At 71.7% G+C, this 20,159-nt stretch carries 20 protein-coding genes; 17 read left to right on the top strand and 3 right to left on the bottom strand.

Translation table 11 applies throughout. The features are described from left to right. The first annotated feature begins 159 nt into the window (after positions 1-159). Positions 160-747, top strand: coding sequence for a hypothetical protein (locus ACWDR0_RS20130; protein ID WP_456353063.1), 588 nt, complete (start codon positions 160-162; stop codon positions 745-747). A gap of 128 nt (positions 748-875) precedes the next feature. Here ACWDR0_RS20130 and ACWDR0_RS20135 read toward each other — a convergent pair whose 3' ends face one another. Continuing rightward, positions 876-1,187, bottom strand: a complete 312-nt coding sequence (locus ACWDR0_RS20135) for a ferredoxin (protein WP_146479290.1) — start codon at positions 1,185-1,187, stop codon at positions 876-878. 265 nt (positions 1,188-1,452) lie between these two features. Here ACWDR0_RS20135 and arc point away from each other — a divergent pair, with 265 nt between their 5' ends. From arc to prcA, 5 genes are all read left to right on the top strand, one after another. Beyond that, positions 1,453-3,219 (top strand): proteasome ATPase, encoded by a 1,767-nt coding sequence (gene arc, locus ACWDR0_RS20140; RefSeq protein ID WP_456353064.1) that lies wholly within the window; start codon positions 1,453-1,455, stop codon positions 3,217-3,219. Positions 3,220-3,456: 237 nt separating this feature from the next. Further along, on the top strand, positions 3,457-4,968 hold the full coding sequence (dop, locus tag ACWDR0_RS20145) for a depupylase/deamidase Dop (protein ID WP_456353065.1): 1,512 nt from the start codon (positions 3,457-3,459) through the stop codon (positions 4,966-4,968). Positions 4,969-5,182: 214 nt separating this feature from the next. After that, positions 5,183-5,401, top strand: coding sequence for a ubiquitin-like protein Pup (locus ACWDR0_RS20150; protein WP_121404181.1), 219 nt, complete (start codon positions 5,183-5,185; stop codon positions 5,399-5,401). A 172-nt stretch (positions 5,402-5,573) separates the two neighbouring features. Then, the gene (gene prcB / locus ACWDR0_RS20155; protein WP_456353066.1) at positions 5,574-6,419 is read left to right on the top strand and encodes a proteasome subunit beta; all 846 of its coding nucleotides are present in this window, start codon (positions 5,574-5,576) and stop codon (positions 6,417-6,419) included. A gap of 47 nt (positions 6,420-6,466) precedes the next feature. Then, on the top strand, positions 6,467-7,237 hold the full coding sequence (prcA, locus tag ACWDR0_RS20160) for a proteasome subunit alpha (RefSeq protein ID WP_456353067.1): 771 nt from the start codon (positions 6,467-6,469) through the stop codon (positions 7,235-7,237). A gap of 42 nt (positions 7,238-7,279) precedes the next feature. Here prcA and ACWDR0_RS20165 read toward each other — a convergent pair whose 3' ends face one another. Further along, positions 7,280-8,395 (bottom strand): hypothetical protein, encoded by a 1,116-nt coding sequence (locus ACWDR0_RS20165; RefSeq protein WP_456353068.1) that lies wholly within the window; start codon positions 8,393-8,395, stop codon positions 7,280-7,282. Between the two features lie 176 nt (positions 8,396-8,571). Beyond that, positions 8,572-9,627, bottom strand: a complete 1,056-nt coding sequence (locus ACWDR0_RS20170) for a LacI family DNA-binding transcriptional regulator (RefSeq protein ID WP_456353069.1) — start codon at positions 9,625-9,627, stop codon at positions 8,572-8,574. Positions 9,628-9,825: 198 nt separating this feature from the next. Between ACWDR0_RS20170 and ACWDR0_RS20175 the strand changes: the two genes are divergently transcribed. The 11 genes from ACWDR0_RS20175 to ACWDR0_RS20225 all read left to right on the top strand — a co-directional run bounded on the left by ACWDR0_RS20175 (position 9,826) and on the right by ACWDR0_RS20225 (position 20,004). Beyond that, entirely contained in the window at positions 9,826-11,169 is a 1,344-nt protein-coding gene (locus tag ACWDR0_RS20175) for an MFS transporter (protein WP_456353070.1), read from the top strand. 9 nt (positions 11,170-11,178) lie between these two features. Continuing rightward, positions 11,179-12,540, top strand: a complete 1,362-nt coding sequence (pafA, locus tag ACWDR0_RS20180; RefSeq protein WP_456353071.1) for a Pup--protein ligase — start codon at positions 11,179-11,181, stop codon at positions 12,538-12,540. Between the two features lie 168 nt (positions 12,541-12,708). Further along, on the top strand, positions 12,709-13,668 hold the full coding sequence (locus ACWDR0_RS20185) for an FKBP-type peptidyl-prolyl cis-trans isomerase (RefSeq protein WP_456353072.1): 960 nt from the start codon (positions 12,709-12,711) through the stop codon (positions 13,666-13,668). 44 nt (positions 13,669-13,712) lie between these two features. Next, positions 13,713-14,084, top strand: coding sequence for an FKBP-type peptidyl-prolyl cis-trans isomerase (locus ACWDR0_RS20190; RefSeq protein WP_456353073.1), 372 nt, complete (start codon positions 13,713-13,715; stop codon positions 14,082-14,084). Positions 14,085-14,477: 393 nt separating this feature from the next. Next, entirely contained in the window at positions 14,478-15,458 is a 981-nt protein-coding gene (locus ACWDR0_RS20195) for a helix-turn-helix transcriptional regulator (RefSeq protein WP_456353074.1), read from the top strand. A 17-nt stretch (positions 15,459-15,475) separates the two neighbouring features. Next, positions 15,476-16,441: a helix-turn-helix transcriptional regulator gene (locus ACWDR0_RS20200; protein WP_456353075.1), complete on the top strand. Its 966-nt coding sequence runs from the start codon at positions 15,476-15,478 to the stop codon at positions 16,439-16,441. Positions 16,442-16,700: 259 nt separating this feature from the next. After that, positions 16,701-16,994: a hypothetical protein gene (locus tag ACWDR0_RS20205; RefSeq protein ID WP_456353076.1), complete on the top strand. Its 294-nt coding sequence runs from the start codon at positions 16,701-16,703 to the stop codon at positions 16,992-16,994. A 9-nt stretch (positions 16,995-17,003) separates the two neighbouring features. Next, on the top strand, positions 17,004-17,201 hold the full coding sequence (locus ACWDR0_RS20210; protein WP_456353077.1) for a hypothetical protein: 198 nt from the start codon (positions 17,004-17,006) through the stop codon (positions 17,199-17,201). Positions 17,202-17,558: 357 nt separating this feature from the next. After that, positions 17,559-17,852, top strand: a complete 294-nt coding sequence (gene tatA / locus ACWDR0_RS20215) for a Sec-independent protein translocase subunit TatA (protein WP_456353078.1) — start codon at positions 17,559-17,561, stop codon at positions 17,850-17,852. Between the two features lie 62 nt (positions 17,853-17,914). After that, positions 17,915-18,883 carry a twin-arginine translocase subunit TatC gene (gene tatC, locus ACWDR0_RS20220; protein ID WP_456353079.1) on the top strand — a complete coding sequence of 323 codons (969 nt, stop codon included), beginning with the start codon at positions 17,915-17,917 and terminating at the stop codon, positions 18,881-18,883. 206 nt (positions 18,884-19,089) lie between these two features. Next, complete coding sequence (locus ACWDR0_RS20225; protein WP_456353080.1) at positions 19,090-20,004, top strand: diacylglycerol kinase; 915 nt, start codon at positions 19,090-19,092, stop codon at positions 20,002-20,004. The last annotated feature ends 155 nt before the right edge of the window (positions 20,005-20,159 follow it).

Below are 20,159 nucleotides of genomic sequence, written 5' to 3' on the forward strand. Positions count from 1 at the left end.
TCCGCACACCTGTGACGTGTGGCACGATCGGGCTCCACTCCCTCCCCGGCCCCGCCGGGGAACCCGCCCGGTCCCGCCGGGCCGTCCCCACTGCGCCCGCCCCGCCGAATCCGCGGTGCCGGTCCCGTACCGGCGCCGCCGCCACAGGAGACCTCACGCGTGCAGCACCCGGAGCTCCCCGACCTCGCGCACACCCGAGCCCGTCCCGTGCACTGGGTGGCCACGGCCGCCGCGACGGCCGCCGTCGTCGCCCTCGCGGGGCTGCTCCAGCCCGGGGACGCCACCGCGAACGCGCCCGGGAGCACCACGGCCCGGCCGGGCCCGGGGGTCCCCGCGCCCGCGCCGGCGGACGTCGTACTGCCGCTGGAGTGCGGAACCGCGGGATACACGGTCACCCGGAAGGCCACCGGCGACCTCGACGGCGACGGAGGGGCCGAGACGGTGGCCGCCGCCCGCTGCACCGCGGGTTCGGGGACCCCTCCGGAGGGCATCTATGTCCTTGCGCGGCCGCGGGAGGGCGGATCCAGGGTCGTCGCGACCCTCGTCGCGCCCGCGGAACGGCGGTCCGTGACCGCGCTGACCGTACGGGAGGGGGAGATCGCCGCCACCCTGCTCGGCTACTCGTCGCCCGAGGTGCCGTCCTGCTGCCCGGACGAGACCGAGCGCGTCACCTGGCGCTGGCAGGGCGGGAAGTTCCTGCGCGTCTCCGCGGACGCGGAAGGGGAGAGCGGTACCGCCACCCTGTGAGAAGCCGCCCGGTGAGAGCGGGGCCGGGTGAGAGCCGGCCGCGAGGCCGTGCCGCAGGGTCCGCGGCGCCGCTGCCGGGCCGTGTTCCGGGGCGGCCGGAACACAATGCGCGGACCGTCAGGGAATCGTTACTCCGCGTCCGGTCCGTACACCTCGACACTGTCCGAAACCCGGCGTACGTGAATACAGTCGCCCGGGCACTCCTTGGCGGAGTCCACCACGTCCCGCAGCAGCGGCAGCGGCACCGGGGTCGTCGCCCCCGGTTCCTGGAGCAGCTCGTCGTCCGCGCTCTTCACATACGCCAGGCCGTCGATGTCCAGCTCGAAGACGTCCGGGGCGTACTGGGCGCAGATCCCGTCGCCGGTGCAGAGGTCCTGGTCGATCCAGACCTCCAGCGCCTCGGCGGCGTCGGGCGACGGGGCCTCGTGCTGCACGGTCATGTCTCCTGCCGTTCCTGCGTCGGGTGAAACATCCGTGAGGCGCCGGGCGAGCAAGTCGCGCCAGCCCCGACGGGTGTTGAACACCCCCGACGATACAACCGTCCGCTTTCGGAGGGTGCTGGGTGGGTATTCCCCTGGCGTGAGGGAGAGCGCAAGGGTGAAGATCGGACACGCCCCGACCGTCTTTGTGATCTAGGGGTTTCAATCATCACCCACCCAGGTAGGGTCAGGAAGCGTCCAGCTCCCCTTGGAGGAGGTGAGGACCGTGGCAGCCCACGACGACGACATCAACCGCGGCATCCGGCCCGCGCGGGGGTCCGAGGACCCAGCCGGCCAGGTTGCCTATCTCGAGCAGGAAATCGCCGTCCTGCGCCGCAAGCTCGCCGATTCTCCGCGGCACACGAGGATTCTCGAAGAGCGGATCGTCGAGCTCCAGACCAATCTGGCCGGCGTGTCCGCACAGAACGAGCGGCTCGCCAATACGCTCCGTGAGGCCCGCGACCAGATCGTGGCCCTCAAGGAGGAGGTCGACCGGCTCGCCCAGCCGCCGGCCGGCTTCGGTGTCTACCTCCAGTCCAACGAGGACGGCACCTGCGACATCTTCACCGGCGGCCGCAAACTCCGGGTCAACGTCAGCCCCAGCGTCGAACTCGACGAGCTGCGGCGCGGCCAGGAGGTCATGCTCAACGAAGCACTCAACGTGGTCGAGGCCATGGCCTTCGAGCGCGCCGGGGACATCGTCACCCTCAAGGAGATCCTGGAGGACGGCGAGCGGGCCCTGGTGGTCGGGCACACCGACGAGGAGCGGGTGGTGCGGCTCGCCGAGCCGCTGCTGGACGCCACCATCCGCCCCGGCGACGCCCTGCTGCTGGAACCGCGCTCCGGATACGTCTACGAGGTCGTGCCCAAGAGCGAGGTCGAGGAACTCGTCCTGGAAGAGGTCCCCGACGTCGACTACGGCAAGATCGGCGGCCTCGGCGGACAGATCGAGATGATCCGCGACGCGGTCGAGCTGCCGTATCTCTACCCCGACCTCTTCAAGGAGCACGAACTGCGGCCGCCGAAGGGCATCCTGCTCTACGGTCCGCCGGGCTGCGGCAAGACACTGATCGCCAAGGCCGTCGCCAACTCCCTTGCCAAGAAGGTCGCCGAGGTGACCGGGCAGCCCGCGGGGAAGAGCTACTTCCTCAATATCAAGGGCCCCGAGCTGCTCAACAAGTACGTCGGCGAGACCGAGCGGCATATCCGGCTGGTCTTCCAGCGGGCCCGGGAGAAGGCCTCCGAGGGCACCCCCGTGATCGTCTTCTTCGACGAGATGGAGTCCCTCTTCCGCACCCGCGGCTCCGGGGTCAGCTCGGACGTCGAGAACACCATCGTGCCCCAGCTCCTCGCCGAGATCGACGGTGTCGAGGGCCTGGAGAACGTGATCGTGATCGGCGCCTCCAACCGCGAGGACATGATCGACCCCGCGATCCTGCGGCCCGGCCGGCTCGATGTGAAAATCAAGATCGAGCGTCCGGACGCGGAGGCGGCGAAGGACATCTTCGCCAAGTACCTCACGGCCTCGCTGCCGCTGCACGCCGACGACCTCGGCGAGCACAACGGCTCCAAGGAGGCCGCGGCCCAGGCGATGATCCAGTCCGTCGTCGAGCAGATGTACGCGGAGTCCGAGGAGAACCGCTTCCTGGAGGTCACCTACGCCAACGGTGACAAGGAAGTCCTCTACTTCAAGGACTTCAACTCCGGCGCGATGATCCAGAACATCGTCGACCGGGCCAAGAAGATGGCGATCAAGGCCTTCCTCGACCACAACCAGAAGGGTCTGCGGGTCGCCCATCTCCTCCAGGCCTGCGTGGACGAGTTCAAGGAGAACGAGGACCTGCCCAACACCACCAACCCGGACGACTGGGCCCGGATCTCCGGCAAGAAGGGCGAACGGATCGTGTTCATCCGGACGCTCGTCACCGGGAAGCAGGGCGCGGACACCGGCCGCTCCATCGACACCGTCGCGAACACCGGTCAGTACCTGTGACGGCCGGCACCGGCTGCGGATGCCCGGGCCGGGCATCCGCAGCCGGTGTCGTTTCCGGCCGCCCCGGCCCGATCCACCCATGATGAGAACGATCTCCCCGCCGGCGCAGAGGCGTTCTAGGCTCATCGGTACCGCCGGGTCGCGGCGTGCGGGGTCGGGCACCGCACGCGCACCGGAGCACCAGCGGTACTTGAGCGCCGTTTCCGGAGGGGAACGCCGCCGGGCAAGGAGGACCGCATGACCGTACGGCGAGTAATGGGCATCGAGACGGAGTACGGAATCTCCGTCCCGGGGCATCCGAACGCCAATGCCATGCTCACCTCGTCCCAGATCGTCAACGCCTACGCGGCGGCGATGCACCGGGCGCGGCGCGCCCGCTGGGACTTCGAGGAGGAGAATCCGCTGCGGGACGCCCGCGGCTTCGACCTCGCCCGCGAGGCCGCCGACTCCAGCCAGCTCACGGACGAGGACATCGGGCTGGCGAACGTGATCCTCACCAACGGCGCCCGGCTCTACGTCGACCACGCCCACCCCGAGTACAGCTCGCCCGAGGTCACCAATCCGCGGGACGCGGTGCTCTGGGACAAGGCGGGGGAGCGGATCATGGCGGCCGCGGCCGAGCGGGCCGCCCTGCTGCCCGGCGCCCAGCCGATCCACCTGTACAAGAACAACACCGACAACAAGGGCGCGTCCTACGGCACCCACGAGAACTACCTGATGAAGCGGGAGACCCCCTTCTCGGACATCGTGCGCCATCTGACGCCGTTCTTCGTCTGCCGGCAGGTGGTCACGGGCGCCGGCCGGGTCGGGATCGGCCAGGACGGCCACGAGAACGGCTTCCAGATCAGTCAGCGGGCCGACTACTTCGAGGTCGAGGTGGGCCTGGAGACCACTCTCAAGCGCCCCATCATCAACACCCGCGACGAACCGCACTCCGACGCCGAGAAGTACCGCCGGCTGCATGTGATCATCGGCGACGCCAATCTCTCGGAGATCTCCACCTATCTCAAGCTGGGCACCACCGCCCTGGTGCTCTCCATGATCGAGGACAACTTCATCGCGGTCGACCTGGCCGTGGAGCAGCCGGTGCGGACCCTGCACCGGATCTCGCACGACCCGGACCTCCGGCGGCTGATCACGCTCCGCAGCGGGCGGACCCTGACCGCCGTCCAGCTCCAGATGGAGTACTACGAGCTGGCCAGGAAGTACGTCGACGAGCGGTACGGCTCCGACGCCGACGAACAGACCACGGATGTGCTCGCCCGCTGGGAGGACACCCTCAACCGGCTGGAGAACGATCCGATGAGCCTGGCCGGGGAGCTGGACTGGGTGGCCAAGCGGGAGCTGATGGAGGGCTACCGCCGCCGGGACGGTCTGGACTGGGACGCGGCCCGGCTCCATCTGGTGGACCTCCAGTACGCCGACGTACGCCCCGAGAAGGGCCTGTACAACCGTCTGGCGGCGCGCGGCAGGATGAAACGGCTGCTGGCCGAGGAGGACGTGGTACGGGCCGAGACGGAGCCGCCGGACGACACCAGGGCCTACTTCCGGGGCCGCTGCCTGGCCCAGTACGCGGACGACGTGGCCGCGGCGAGCTGGGACTCGGTGATCTTCGATCTGCCCGGCCGGGACTCCCTCCAGCGGGTCCCGACGCTGGAGCCGCTGCGCGGCACCCGGGCCCACGTCAAGGACCTGCTGGACCGCTGCCGTACGGCGGAGGACCTGGTCAGGGTCCTCTCGGGCAGCTGATATCCGGGCCCCGGAAGCGGACTGAAGCCCGGGTGCCCGGGAATCATCTCGGGAACGGTGGATCACGAGAACGGCGCAGGACGGAATCAGAGACCAGGTCCCCCGGCGTTGAGAAAGTGCAGGGCCGTTGTCGGACGCTCCTTGTAATGTCTGGGTAGCGTCTGATCATGACCGGACGGACTCACGTCAGGGCCAACCGAGCGGGGTGAGGGACATGGCGACCAAGGACACCGGCGGCGGACAGCAGAAGGCCACGCGTTCCACGGAGGAGGCCGAGGAGCAGACCCAGGACGCACAGGCGTCCGAGGACCTCAAGGAGCGCCAGGAGAAGCTGTCGGACGACGTCGACTCCGTGCTCGACGAGATCGACGACGTCCTGGAGGAGAACGCGGAGGACTTCGTGCGCTCCTTCGTGCAGAAGGGCGGCGAGTGACCTCCTGACTCCAGGAGGAGAGCGCCGGACGTCCGCCCCCGTGCTCCCGCCCGCGGCGGGAAAGGGGGCACCGGGGCGGATGACCGGTCACGGCGCGGGTAAGGTCCGTGCACAGTTCGTAAGATCGGCCCGCGCTCCCGAGCCGGGCCGCCGCCTACCCGGAAGGAATCGCGTGGAAGCCAATTCCCGTAACACCGGGCGTCTGCCGGCAGCCTTCCTGACGCCCGGCTCGTCGTCGTTCATGGATTTTCTCGGCGAGCACTCCCCGGAGCTGCTTCCGGGCAACCGGAACCTCCCGGCGGTGCAGGGTGCCTTCGAGGCGCCGCACGGCACCACCATCGTCGCGGTCACCTTCCGGGGTGGTGTGGTGATCGCCGGTGACCGGCGGGCCACGATGGGCAACATGATCTCCCAGCGGGACATGGAGAAGGTCTTCCCCGCCGACGAGTACTCGGCCGTGGGGATCGCCGGCACCGCGGGCCTCGCGGTGGAGATGGTGAAGCTCTTCCAGCTGGAGCTGGAGCACTTCGAGAAGGTCGAGGGCGCCCAGCTCTCCCTGGAGGGCAAGGCCAACCGCCTCTCCACCATGATCCGCGGCAATCTGGGCATGGCCATGCAGGGCCTGGCCGTGGTGCCGCTGTTCGCGGGGTACGACGTCGGCCGCGAGCGCGGCCGGATCTTCTCCTACGACGTCACCGGCGGCCGCTTCGAGGAGCAGGGCTACACCGCCACCGGATCCGGCTCGGTCTTCGCCCGGGGCTCCCTGAAGAAGCTCTACCACGACGACCTGACCAAGGAGCAGGCCGTCACCCTGGTGGTCCAGGCGCTGTACGACGCGGCCGACGACGACTCGGCGACCGGCGGACCCGATGTGGCGCGCCGCATCTACCCGCTCGTCGTGGTGATCGACGACGAGGGCGCCCAGCGGCTCGGCGACGAGCAGTCCTCCGAGGTGGCCCGCTCGGTCGTGCAGCACCGGCTGGAACAGCCGGACGGCCCGCGCGCCGCGATCCTGTGATGCTCCCGCCACTGACAGAAACACTGGAAGAAAGGGTCGGATAGCCGGTGACGACACCGTTCTACGTCTCGCCCGCCCAGGCCATGCAGGACCGGGCGGAATACGCCCGCAAGGGCATCGCCCGGGGCCGCAGCCTCGTGGTGCTGCAATACGCCGACGGCATTGTGTTCGTCGGTGAGAATCCGTCCCGCGCACTGCACAAATTCAGCGAGATCTACGACCGCATCGGTTTCGCGGCCGCCGGCAAGTACAACGAGTACGAGAATCTCCGGATCGGCGGTGTGCGCTATGCCGATCTGCGCGGCTACACCTACGACCGCGACGATGTGACCGCGCGCGGGCTGGCGAACGTCTATGCCCAGACGCTCGGCACCATCTTCTCCAGCCAGGCGGAGAAGCCCTACGAGGTGGAGCTGGTGGTCGCCGAGGTCGGCGACACCGCCGAGGGCGACCAGATCTACCGGCTGCCGCACGACGGTTCGATCGTGGACGAGCACGGCTCGGTCGCGGTCGGCGGCAACGCCGAGCAGATCAGCACCTATCTCGACCAGCGGCACGACGACGGGATGACCCTGTCGGCGGCGCTGCGGCTCGCCGTCCAGGCGCTCTCCAACCAGACCAACGGCAGCGAGCGGGAGATCCCCGCGGAGCGGCTGGAGGTCGCGGTCCTCGACCGTACGAGACCGCAGAAGCGGAAGTTCAAGCGGATCGTCGGCAGTCAGCTGGCCCGGCTGCTGGAGCCCGAAAACGGCGCCGCCGCGGACAGTGCCGGGGAGGGCGGGGACGACTCCGCCGCCCCGGAGGAGGACGCACCTTAGCCGGGAGCCCCGCCGGCCGCGGGCCGGCGGGGCCCGCCCGGGTCACCGCCCGGGCAGGGACCAGCGGTGGAAGCCCCGGGCCCCCTCGGTGAGCCAGGTGCCGTCGCCCAGCGCGGTGACCGGACCCGGCGGTACCGGATAGCGCAGGGCGCCCAGCGGGCGCAGGGTGGCCGCCGAACAGAGCCAGTGCCGGGCCGCCGGGCGGCGCCCGGGCAGCTGCCGTCGCGCCGTGACCAGCAGATGCCGGGCGTCCAGGGCGCAGGCGTCCTCGAAGACCGCGTCGGACTCCCGGTGGCCCTCCGCCCCGGAGGATCCGGTGCCCGGTGCCCGGCCGCCCAGCTCCGTCAGGTCGTAAAGGGCGACGGGCTCGTCCGCGCAGATCTCGTGGACGGCGATCTCGTCCCGGTCGTCGCCCGGGGTGAGCCGTTCGGCGCGGCGCAGGGTCAGCGGCCGGTCCGTCCCCGGGACGAAGCCCACCACCTCCCGCATCCTGGCGCCGCCGCGGAGATGGAGTCCGTCGTGGCGCGGCGCCACCCACCAGGTCGACCAGGAGTGCCAGGCCGTCCAGCAGGAGAGACCGAGCAGTTTCCCGCCGGGGTGCCAGCGCTGGGTGACGACGGAGGCCCGGCTGTTCAGCGGGCGGCTCGCCCGGATCCGTCCGTCGGCGGCGTCCACCAGCAGCAGGACGTCCCGCCCCGGACAGAGCGCGGCGGAGAGCCCCGGGAACCCCGGCGGCCCGTCGGGCGCCGGGCCGCCGCACTCCGTACCGCCGTCCGCGGTGGGCACCAGCACCCCGATCAGACTGCCGTCGGGGCTGACGGCGGGGGCACCCGGGGCCCTCGGCGGGCCCGAGCAGCCGCGCCACGGCGGATGCGGCAGCTCCCAGCGGGTCCCGCCGTCCGTCCCGACCGCCCGGACCCGGTCGGCCCCGGCGATCACCGCTCCGTCGCCGAGCGGGGCGGCGGGGGCCTCCTCGGGTACGTCCACCGCGTGCAGCGGGCCACCGCCGGCGAGGAAGGCCCCGGTGTCGTAGACCTCCAGCCGGTCCGCGCGCCGTAACGCGAGCACGGTGTCCGCGGCCGTCACCACCGTGCCCGGCGCCGTATCCACCGTCCCCGCCGGGACGGCGTCGATGGGTGTCTCCGCCGGGCTCGTCATGATCGTGATCGTGGCATGCCCCGCGCGCCCCCTCAAGGGCCGGCGGATCACCGCAACGCCGTGGTCACGCCACCGGGACGCCGCGGTACGGACGATACGGGTCCACTCCGGTGGAAAGCGGTTTCCCGGCCGCCGGGGCTCCGACCGGCCGTCGGGGCTCCGACCGGCGGCCGGACTCAGGCCGGCGGCGCGGCTCGGACCGGCGGCGGGGCCGTCGAACCCCGGACGACCACCTCTACCGGAAGGTCGCCGCCCGGCGGCCGGTCGCCGTCCAGGACGGCCAGCAGGGCCGCCATCCCGCGCTCGCCGACCCGCTCCGCGGGCAGGGCCACCGTGGTCAGCTCCGGCTCCAGGGCCGTGGCCAGCGTCAGATCGTCGAAACCGGTGACGGAGATATCGCCGGGTACCCGCAGGCCGAGCCGGCGGACGGCCTTGCAGACCCCCGCGGCCTGCATATCGCCGTCGCAGACGATCGCGGTGGGCAGCGGGCCGGGCCCGCGCAGGGCCGCCTCGGCCGCCGCGCGGGCCGGGTCCACCGCGAGCGGCGCCCGTACGGTGCGGACCGAGGTGCCGGGGGTGGCGCCGAGCGCCTCCGCCAGGGCCCGGGCGCGGACGTCGAAGGTCCAGGACGGCACCTCGGACGCCAGATGCAGAAAGCGGCGGTGGCCGAGGCCCAGCAGATGGTCCGCGATACCGCGCATCCCGTCGGCGATGCGCATGTTCACCCGCGCGGCGGCCGTCCGGTCGGCGGGATCGCTGTCCAGCATCACCAGCGGCAGCCCGGAGTCGTGCAGAGCCCGGAGCGCTTCGGTGGCCATCGAGGAGGCGATCACGCCGTCCAGTGCCGCGCGGGCCGACGCGAACGGGTCGCGCGCCTGCTCCGTCACGTCCGGGGCGGGGTAGACGACGACACCGAAACCGTGCTCGGCGGCCACCGACGCCGCTCCCGTGTACACCCGGGCGAAGAACTCGTTGGTGAGCGCCGGGACGACCAGCAGGGCGGTACGGGTACGGCCGAGCCGCAGGCTGCGGGCGGCGAGATTGGGGCGGTAGCCGATCTCCCGGGCGGCCCCGCGGACCGCGTCCGCCGTCCGCTCCGAGACCCGGCCGCGCCATTTGCCGCCGAGTACCAGGGAGACGGTGGCCTGGGAGACTCCGGCGGCCCGGGCCACGTCCCTGCTGGTCGGCCGGGACGCGGCCGTGGTGCCGTCCGCGGCGGGGACGTCTGCCATGGGTGCCTTTCCTCGGGGCGCCGGTCAACGCCCTCCCGGTGAACGCCCTCAACATAGCGCCGCCGGTTCGCCGGGCCCCGGCCAGGGGCGGCCCGCCCGGCCCGGGGCCGGGCTCGACCGGGCACCGCTCGTCGTGATACGTATAACCTCATTAGTTATACGTAACACCTCGCCGGGGCGGGGAGAGGGGCGGACAGCATGGGGGCAGGGGGCGCCGGCGCGGGCCGGGCCGGATACGGGGACGTTCTCAGGGCGCCCCATGCCGCACGGCTGCTCGGCGGCACCCTGATCGGGCGGCTGCCGCACGCCACCGGCCCGGTGGCGCTGGTGCTCTTCACCCGGGCCGAGGGCGGCAGCTACACCCTCGCGGGCGCCCTGGCCGCGGTGTACGGAGTCGCCACGGCGGTCGGGCAGCCGCTGCTCGGCCGGGCCGTCGACCTCAGGGGGCAGCCGCGGGTGCAGCTCCCCGCGGCCGTGGTGTCGGCCCTCGGCATGGTGCTGCTGGCCTTCGCCGGGATCGGTTCGCTGCCGGTCGCCTTCGGGGCCGTCGCCGTGGCCGGACTCTTCACCCCGCCGCTGGAGGGCGGGCTGCGGGCGCTCTGGCCGAGCGTGCTGGGCGACGAGGAGCGGGTGCACCGCGCGTACGCCCTGGACGCGGTCGCCCAGGAGGTCATGTTCACCGTGGGGCCGCTGCTGGTGACCCTGCTGGTCTCGCTCCGCTCCGAGGCCGCCGCCCTGGTGGTGATCAACGTCCTCGGGGTGCTCGGCGCCCTGGCCGTCGTCGCCAGCGAGCCCTCCCGCACCTGGCGGTCCGCGCCCCGCGAGGCCCACTGGCTGGGGGCGCTGCGCTCCCGGGGGCTGCTGGTGCTCTTCGGGTCCTTCTTCTTCGTCGGGCTGGCGCTGGGCTCCATCACCGTCGCCGGGGTCTCCTACGCCGAGGACCACGGCCGGGACGAGATCTACGGCTGGCTGCTGGCGGGCCTGAGCTTCGGCGCCCTGGTCGGCGGCGCGGTCTACGGCGCACGGCAGTGGGCCGGTGCCCCCGAGACCAGGCTCCGGGTGATCACCGCCCTGCTGGCGCTCGGCTATCTGCCGCTGGCCCTCACCCCGGGCCCGGTCCCCATGCTGTTCCTCGCCGCGCTCTCCGGTCTCTTCCTCGCCCCCGCGCTGGCCTGTTCCTTCGTCGTGGTGGACCGGCACGCCCCGGCGGGCACGGTCACCGAGGCCTTCTCCTGGCTGGTGACGGCCTTCGGAGTGGGGGCCGCCGCCGGAACCGCGGTGGCGGGCCCGGTGGTCGAGGGGGCGGGCACGGCGTGGAGCTTCTCCGTCGCGGGCGCCGCCGGGTTCGCCGCGCTGCTGGTACTCATGGCCGGCTCGCGGGTGCTCACGGCGCCCGGACGGGGCGGCGACGCCGTACGGTCCGGGACCGCCCCGTCCGGTGGTCCGGAAACGGACATCCTCGCGGCGAAGGGTTTCGGCTCCGGGGAAAATGATCGCAACGGTGCGGCCGAACCCGGTTTCAGCTCCCGGCGTGAGGCGTAATGTTCAGACATGGACCGCCGCATTTTCGGGCTGGAGAACGAGTACGGCGTCACGTGCACGTTCAGGGGACAGCGCCGACTGTCTCCTGACGAAGTGGCGCGCTACCTCTTCCGCCGAGTCGTGTCATGGGGCCGCAGCAGCAATGTGTTTCTGCGCAACGGCGCCCGCCTCTACCTCGATGTGGGTTCGCATCCGGAGTACGCGACACCGGAATGCGACAATGTGACCGAGCTGGTCACGCACGACAAGGCGGGCGAGCGCATTCTGGAAGGTCTGCTCGTCGACGCGGAACGCCGCCTGCACGAGGAGGGGATCGCGGGCGACGTCTATCTCTTCAAGAACAACACCGATTCCGCCGGAAACTCCTACGGCTGCCACGAGAACTACCTCGTCGCCCGGCACGGGGAGTTCTCCCGTCTCGCCGATATCCTCATCCCCTTCCTGGTCACCCGGCAGCTGCTGTGCGGCGCGGGCAAGGTGCTCCAGACGCCGCGCGGCGCGGTCTACTGCGTCAGCCAGCGCGCGGAGCACATCTGGGAGGGCGTCAGCTCGGCCACCACCCGCTCGCGCCCCATCATCAACACCCGGGACGAGCCGCACGCCGACGCCGAGCGCTACCGCCGGCTGCATGTCATCGTCGGCGACTCCAACATGTCCGAAACCACCATGCTCCTGAAGGTCGGCGCGACCGATCTGGTGCTCCGGATGATCGAGGCGGGCACCGTGATGCGGGACCTGACCCTGGAGAACCCGATCCGGGCGATCCGCGAGGTCAGCCACGACACCACGGGGCAGCGCAAGGTACGCCTGGCCAGCGGCCGGGAGGCATCGGCGCTGGAGGTGCAGCGCGAGTACTACGAGAAGGCCGTCGACTTCGTCGAGCGGCGCGGTATCCGCACCGGCACCGTGGAGCAGGTCCTGGAGCTCTGGGGCCGTACGCTCGACGCGATCGACGAGCAGGACCTCGACCGGATCGCCACCGAGATCGACTGGGTCATGAAGTACCAGCTGATCGAGCAGTACCGGGCCAAGCACAACATGTCCATGTCGCACCCCCGGGTCGCCCAGATAGACCTCGCCTACCACGACATCCACCGCCGCCGCGGGCTCTACTACCTGCTGGAGCGGAAGGGGCGGGCCGCCCGGATCTGCAACGACCTGAAGATCTTCGAGGGCAAGTCGGTGCCCCCGCAGACCACCCGGGCGCGGCTGCGCGGCGATTTCATCCGCCGGGCGCAGGAGCAGCGCCGCGACTTCACGGTCGACTGGGTCCACCTCAAGCTCAACGACCAGGCACAGCGCACGGTGCTCTGCAAGGACCCGTTCCGGTCGGTCGACGACCGGGTCGAGAAGCTCATCGCCGGGATGTGACACATCCGGCGGGAGTGATTCCCGTCATATGGGCATCCGGCGGTCCGCCGCGTCACACCAAACGGTGGAACGCCGCCCGGGCCCCGTACGTTCTGCGTGCGGGGCCCTCGGCACGCCCTAGAGTGTCGGGGACTTCTCCACCCGTGACGTCTGAGATCTGAGGAACACGTGCGTCGACCTGCCGGCCTCCGGGCCCTCTGCGGCCTCCTCGTCGTACCCGCACTGCTGCTGTCGACAGCGGCGTGCGGGAGCGAGGACAAGGGCTCCGATTCCATCTCGTCCAAGGGCGGGCTCCCCGCCATCACCGCCGGGGCCGCCTTCGGCGAGAAGCCCACCCTGGCCAAGGGCGAGGGCGCTCCGCCCAAGGAGCTGAAGATCGAGGTCCTCAGCGCGGGCAAGGGAGCCGCCCTGAAGAAGGGCGACCAGGCCCAGGTGAACTACTACGGCCAGGAGTGGGACGAGACCGAGCCGTTCGACACCAGCTTCGGCAAGGGCCAGCCCTTCCCCGTCAGCATCGGCGGCGGCGGTGTGATCGAGGGCTGGCAGAAGGCCCTCGACGGCCAGAAGGTCGGCAGCCGCCTGGAGGTGTCGATCCCGCCGAACCTCGCCTACGGCGAGACCGCCCGCGGTGACATCAAGGCCAACGCCACGCTGGTGTTCGTCATGGACATCGTCAAGGGGACCAGCGTTCCGGCGGCCGCCAAGGGCACCGAGGTCGCCCAGAAGAACGCGGACCTGCCGAAGGTCGGGGTCAACACCGACGGCAAGGCGCCCGCGGTGACCTTCCCGAAGGGCGCCGAGGCGCCCAAGAAGCTGGTCTCGGAGTACGTGATCGAGGGCTCCGGCCCCGCCGTCACCGACAAGGACAGCGTGATCGTCAAGTACGACGCCTTCCTCTGGGACGGTGCCAAGAAGTTCGGCGGCACCTACGCGATGGACATGACCGAGACGCTGAACCTGCAGAACCTCGGCGTCAAGGGTCTGAAGGACGGGCTGACCGGCAAGAAGGTCGGCAGCCGGGTGCTGCTCGTCATCCCGCCGGACCAGGGCTTCGGCGACCAGGAGCAGCAGGGCATCCCGAAGAACTCCACGATGGTCTTCGCGATGGACATTCTGGCGAAGGTGTAAGACTGTCCCGGTTGTCCGTTCACCATCCGAGGAGCACGCAGACCGTGAGCATCGAGAAGCCCGAGATCGACTTCCCCGGGGGACTGCCGCCGCAGGACCTTGAGATCAAGGAGATCTGGGAGGGCGACGGAGCCGAGGCCAAGGCCGGGAACTTCGTCACCGTCCACTATGTGGGTGTGGCCTTCTCCACCGGTGAGGAGTTCGACGCCTCCTGGAACCGCAACCAGCCGTTCCGGTTCGAGCTGGGCGCGGGCAAGGTCATCGCCGGCTGGGACAAGGGCGTCCAGGGGATGAAGGTCGGCGGCCGCCGTCAGCTCACCATCCCCGCCCACCTCGCCTACGGCGAGCGCGGCGCGGGCGACCGTATCGCGCCCGGCGAGACGCTGATCTTCGTCGTGGACCTGATCGCCGTCTGACCCTCCGGGCTCCCGGCGCCCCGGCGCCCGCCGAGCCCGCGCCCGGCGCCTTCGCGGCGTCCGGGCACCCGGCCCGCACCCCTTCCGGGGGGTGCGGGCCGCCGCCGTTTCCGGCCGGGCCGCTCCGGGCCGTGACCGGCGCCGTACCGCTTCCGCCGTGTCCCGTACCGTCCCCGGAGCCGGACGGTTCCCCGGTCCGTACCGCCTCCGGAGCCGTACCGCTTCCGGCCCCGTACCGTCCGCGGTCCGTCCGATCCGTCCGGAACATCCGGCCGTCGTCACCGGGGCACCGGCCCAGGTTTCACCCGGACGCCCCCGGGGCGGTACGGTCGTCGGGCGGGACCCGGGATCCGACCGGAACGGTCCGAAGAATCAGAAGAGGTGCGGGCGTCGATGGCGATTGCCAAGGCCGAGCGGCTGATGAACCTGGCGCTGTGCCTGCTCGGAACGCGCCGCCCGCTCAGCAAGCGCGAACTGCGCGAATCCATCGAGGCCTATGTCGAGGCCTTCCGGCCCACCGACCCCTCGGCCGGCTCGGACGAATCCTTCAACCGGATGTTCGAGCGCGACAAGGACGACCTCCGCGAACTCGGCCTGGTCATCGAGACCGTGGAGAACCTCGACGGAGAGGTCGGCTATCTCGCCCGCCGGGACAGCAACCGGCTGCCGCCGATCACCTTCGACGCCGAGGAGGCCGCGGCCCTCGGGGTCGCCGCCCGCGTCTGGCAGCAGGCCCGGCTGGCCGGAGCCGCCAGCGGCGCGCTCCAGAAGCTGCGCGCCGCCGGGATGCCGGAGGCCGAGGAGGCGTACGAGGACCGGCCCAGCGCGCTGGAGCCGAGGATCCCGGTCCACGAGGCCGCGTTCGAACCGCTGATGCTCGCCTGCCGCGACCGGCGGCCCGTCGTCTTCGACTACCGCAAGTCCAGCGCGGCCCGGCCCGAACAGCGTCAGGTCGAGCCCTGGACGCTGGAGTGCTGGCGCGGCCACTGGTATCTGGCGGGCTGGGACCGCGACCGGGGCGCCGAGCGGGTGTTCCGGCTCTCCCGGATCACCGGCCGGGTCCGCTCCCGGGCCGGTTCGTTCACCGCGCCGGTCCCCGATGTCTCGACCGTGCGGGAGACCGTGGAGAGCTGGGCGGGGGAGACGGCGACCCGCAAGGCGCTGATCAGGCTGCGCTCCGGCGCGGGCTATCCGCTGCGCGCCCGGGCCGCCTCGGTCCGCCCGGCCGGACCGGAGTGGGACGAACTGGAGATTCCGTACGGGCACGGACTGGACGCCTGGCTCGTCGAGTTCGGTCCCGATGTCGTCGTGGTGGAACCGGCCGATCTGCGGGCCGATGTCATGGACCGGCTGCGTGCCGTGGCCAAGGGCTGAGAGGGGTGGGCTGAGCCGTGGCGGCCAATGCCATCGACCAGACCAGGCGGATGCTTTCCCTGGTCACGTATTTGCGGGAGCGTCCCGGCGCGCGCGTCGAGGATGTGGCGCGCGCCTTCGGGATCACCGAGGACGAACTGATCTCCGATCTGGACCTGCTGCCGATGTGCGGGACGAGCTTCCGCGGCGGCGATCTGCTGGACATCGACACCGACGGCGACCGGATCTGGTGGCACAACCCGGACGATGTCGCCGAGCCGCTGCGGCTGGCCGCGGACGAGGCGACCGCGCTGCTGGTCGCCGCCCGCGCGGTGGCCACGCTGCCGGGGCTGCGGGAGAGCGACCGGGAGGCCCTGCTGCGGGCCACCGCCAAGCTGGAGACGGCGGCGGGCGAGGCGGCCGGTGCGTCCTCCCGGCTCTCGGTGACCTTCGAGTCCGAGGGCGGGGTCTTCGCCGCCGTCGACCGGGCGATCACCGAGAAGCGGCGGCTGTGGCTCCGTTACTACTCGCCCGCGCGCGACGAGCTGACCGAGCGCGAGGTCGACCCGGTCCGGCTGTTCGCCGTCGGCCACACCTATCTGGAGGCGTGGTGCCGGCTCTCCGAGGCGCGCCGTACCTTCCGGCTCGACCGGGTCGCCGAGATCCGGCTGCTCGACGCCCCGGCCGCACCCCCCGAGATCGAGCCGCGCGATCTGTCGGACCTGTCGAAGGGCCTGGTCCAGCCGTCCGCCGACGATCACGAGGTAGTGGTCGAGGTGGGTCCCGGCGGCCGCTGGGTCGCCGAGTACTACCCGTACGACCGGGCCGAGGAACTGCCCGGCGGCGGACTGCGGATCACCCTGCGCACACCGTCGCCCGCCTCCCTGCGGCGGCTGGCGCTGCGGCTGGGCGCGGACGGCCGGATCACGGAGCCAGCCGAACTGGCGGAGAGCGCCCGGCAGGCGGCCCGGGAAGCACTCGCGGCCTACGGGGTCCAGGACTGACCCGCGCCCGGACCACGCGGCTTCGGGTGATCCGGACGCGGGCGGTCCGGCCGTGACCGGCGGCCGGCGGCGCCCCGCCGGATCCGCCGCTCCCGGGCTCCGCGGAGCGCCGCCCGGGAATTGTCCGGAAACGATGCCCCGCCGTGGCGGGTGTTGTGCCGATTTCCGGCCGGGGCGGACAGCGGGGCCCCGTGCGCGAGATCATTCGGCCGGGACGTCGGCCGGGACGTACCGACCAAGTCGAGGAGATTCGTGTCACATGTCACTCATGTCCGATATCGCGGCCGCTGCCTCGGCGGCGGGCCCCGTGCTCTTCAGGGCCATGTGCCCCGACTGCCGCACCCGCTGTGAGCTGACCGCCCAGGCGCTGCGGCTGGCCATCGGCGGCAGCCGCCGTACCACCTTCTACTCCTTCACCTGCCCCGAGTGCGGCTCGGCCGTCCGCAGGCCCGCGGGGGAGCGGATCGTCGAACTCCTCACCGGCGGCGGGGTCAGTACCCTGCGCCTCCAGTCCATGGCCGCCCCGGCGGCCCCCACCGCCTCCAACGTCTAGGTACCGCCCATGTTCTGGCCCATGATCGCCATCGTCCTCGGCTTCGCCGGCATCGCCGTTCTCGGTGTCCTCGGCATCCGGGTCTTCACCGAGGCCCGGCGGCTGGGGCTGGAGGTGACCCGGGCGACCGAGCGGATCGGACGGGCCGCCGAGGGTCTGGAGCAGGCCGCCGGGAAGCTCGCCGGGGACAGCGGCCGGATCCGCTGACCGCGCCGGAATCCGGGCACCCGGCCGGGCCCGGTGCCCCATTGCGGCGGAAGCGGCAGTTCCGCGCCGGGACGGGGGAAGGCGGGCGGAGCGGGTCCGGTGCCCGGCCGGACCCGACGGTCCGCGAACGATCTTCGTTGGGCGGGTTCCGGCCGTGTCCGGGGAAATCGGTACACACGGTGCCGGGGCGGTAACGGCCCAGGTCGTCGCGGGTTCCCCGTCATATGGCGGATGCACGGGCATTGCCCTGTGTTCACTGCTTGGGGTTACGATCGCTGACAGCATCGTGGTCGGACGTCTGTCCGGCCATTACGCGCCCGCCACACCCCAGCCGCCTCGGTGAGAAGGTACACGCTTATGTTCGGTGGAAAGATCGGCCCTGGTGAGATCGTTCTGATCCTCGTCGTGATCATCCTCCTGTTCGGTGCCAAGAAGCTTCCGGACATGGCACGTTCCCTCGGCAAGTCGGCCCGCATCCTCAAGAGCGAGGCGAAGGCCATGAAGGCCGAGAGCCAGGACACCGCGGCCGCCGCCCCGCCGCAGCCCGGTCCCGCCCAGGAGCAGCCCGCCCAGCGGACGATCCAGGCCGCGCCCGGTGATGTGACGAGTTCCCGCCCGGTGACGGAGCCGACGGACTCCGCCCAGCGCTGAGACAGGGCCGCCCACAGGTCCGCCGGCAGTGGCGGGCCTGCCGCACGAGATGAGGACGTGGGTTGCTCAAGCCTGCCCGCAAGAAGGAGAAGGACCCCGAGGGGCGGATGCCCCTCGTGGAGCATCTGCGCGAACTGCGCAACCGGCTCGCCAGGGGCCTGCTGGCCATTCTGGCCGTCACGGTCGTGGCCGCCTTCTTCTACAACGACATCATCAACTTCTTCACCAAGCCGATTCTGGACTCGGTGGGCTGCAACGTCTCCTTCTCCGAGCTCCAGAAGAAGCCCGAGGGCACCACCTGTGCCCAGATCACCATCAACGGTCTGCTGACCCCCTTCACCCTCGCGCTGAAGGTGTCGCTGATGGCGGGCGTCGTCCTCGCGTCCCCGGTCTGGCTGTACCAGTTGTGGGCCTTCGTGGCACCGGGACTGCACCGCAGTGAGAAGAAGTACGCCCTCGCCTTCGTCGGCGCGGGCTTCCCGCTCTTCCTCACCGGCGGTTTCTTCGCGTACACGGTGCTGCCGACCACGGCCGAGGTGCTGATCCAGTTCACCCCCACCGGCGTGGACAACCTGCTGCCGCTGGACGATCTGCTCGATCTGGTGACCCGGATGGTGGTCGTCTTCGGGCTCGCCTTCGAACTGCCCCTGCTGCTGGTGATGCTGAACATCGGCGGCGTCGTCACCGGACAGCGGATGCTCGGCTGGTGGCGCGCGATGATCATGGGCATCACGGTCTTCTCGGCGATCGCCACCCCCAGCACCGAGCCCCTCACGATGATGGCCCTCGCGGCGCCCATCGTGGTGCTCTACTTCTTCGCCACGGGCGTCTCACTCCTCAACGACCGGCGGCGGAGGCTGAAGGAGTTGCGGGGCCCGGGCGACGACGAGGCCGCCGACCTCGACCTCACCCCGTCCGACATCGGGGATGTCGAGACGATCGGCGCCCCGCGGGGCGCGGCGGAGCAGGCCGGCCGTGAGGGCGACGGCGGCCGGACCCACCGGGTGAACGGTTTCGACGACATCACCTGAGGTACTCGTCCGCCCCTGGAGCGCGCGGGAGGATCCGGCGACCCGGGGACGGATACGGAACGTGTGCGGGAGGCGGGGCCGGACGGGAACGACCGTCCGGCCCCGCCCCGTGTCCGGGTCCGGCCGCCGTATCCGGGTCCGCATCCGGGATTTCCGCCGCGGCTGATCCCTCACCTGCCTCCTGACCTTGCAGTAACGTCACCCCGGTGACCAGTGAGATCACTCTCTTCGTCAATCCCACGGCGGGCCGCGGCCGCGGCGCCGGGGCGGCCCAGCCCGCCGCCCGGGCCCTGCGGGACGCCGGATACTCCGTACGCACCGTCCTCGGCGAGGACGCGCCCGACGCACTCCGGCGGGCCCGGGAAGCCGTTGCCGCGGGCACCGGAGCGCTGATAGCCGTCGGCGGCGACGGACTGGTCTCCCTCGCCCTTCAGGCCGTCGCCGGGACCACCACCCCCCTCGGTGTCGTCGCCGTCGGCACCGGCAACGACTTCGCCCGCTCGCTCGGCCTGCCGGTCCGCGACCCCGCTGCCGCCGGACGGATCGCCGCCGCGGTGCTCAAGGGCGGCGGGGGCCGCGATATCGACCTCGGCCGCGCGGGGGACCGCTGGTTCGGCACCGTCCTCGCCTCCGGCTTCGACTCCCGGGTCAACGAACGCGGCAACCGCATGGGCCGGATCGCCGGACGCTTCACCTACGAAGCCGCGCTCCTGGCCGAACTCGCCGCGCTGCGCCCCGTCGCGTACCGCCTCGGTCTCGACGACGGGACGGTACGCGATGTCGAGGCCGTCCTGGTCGCCGTCGGCAACGGCGACTCCTACGGCGGCGGCATGCGGATCTGCGCCGGGGCCGAACCGGACGACGGACTGCTGGACGTGACCGTGGTGGCGGCGTGCAGCCGGACGACCCTGCTCCGGGTCTTCCCCCGCGTCTACCGCGGCACCCATCTCGGCCACCCCGCGGTCACCGTGCACCGGGCGCGCTCCGTCACGCTGGCGGCGGACGGACTCACGGGCTGGGCGGACGGCGAACGGGTCGGCCCGCTGCCGCTGACCGTGGAATGCGTCCCCGGGGCGGTCCGGGTGCTGGCCCCGGCCGCCGGACCGCCGGGCCGGCCGTGACACCGTACGGCCGCGCACCGCGGCGGCCGTGCACCGCGCCGGTGGCCGGGCCGCCGTCCGTACAGCTCCCCGCACCGCCCACCGGGCCACCCCGTCAGCACCGCCCGCCGGGCCGCCCCCCCCGCCCGTACCGCCCGCCGGGTCACCGTCCGTAT

It is taken from the genome of Streptomyces sp. NPDC003691 (genome assembly GCF_053981115.1).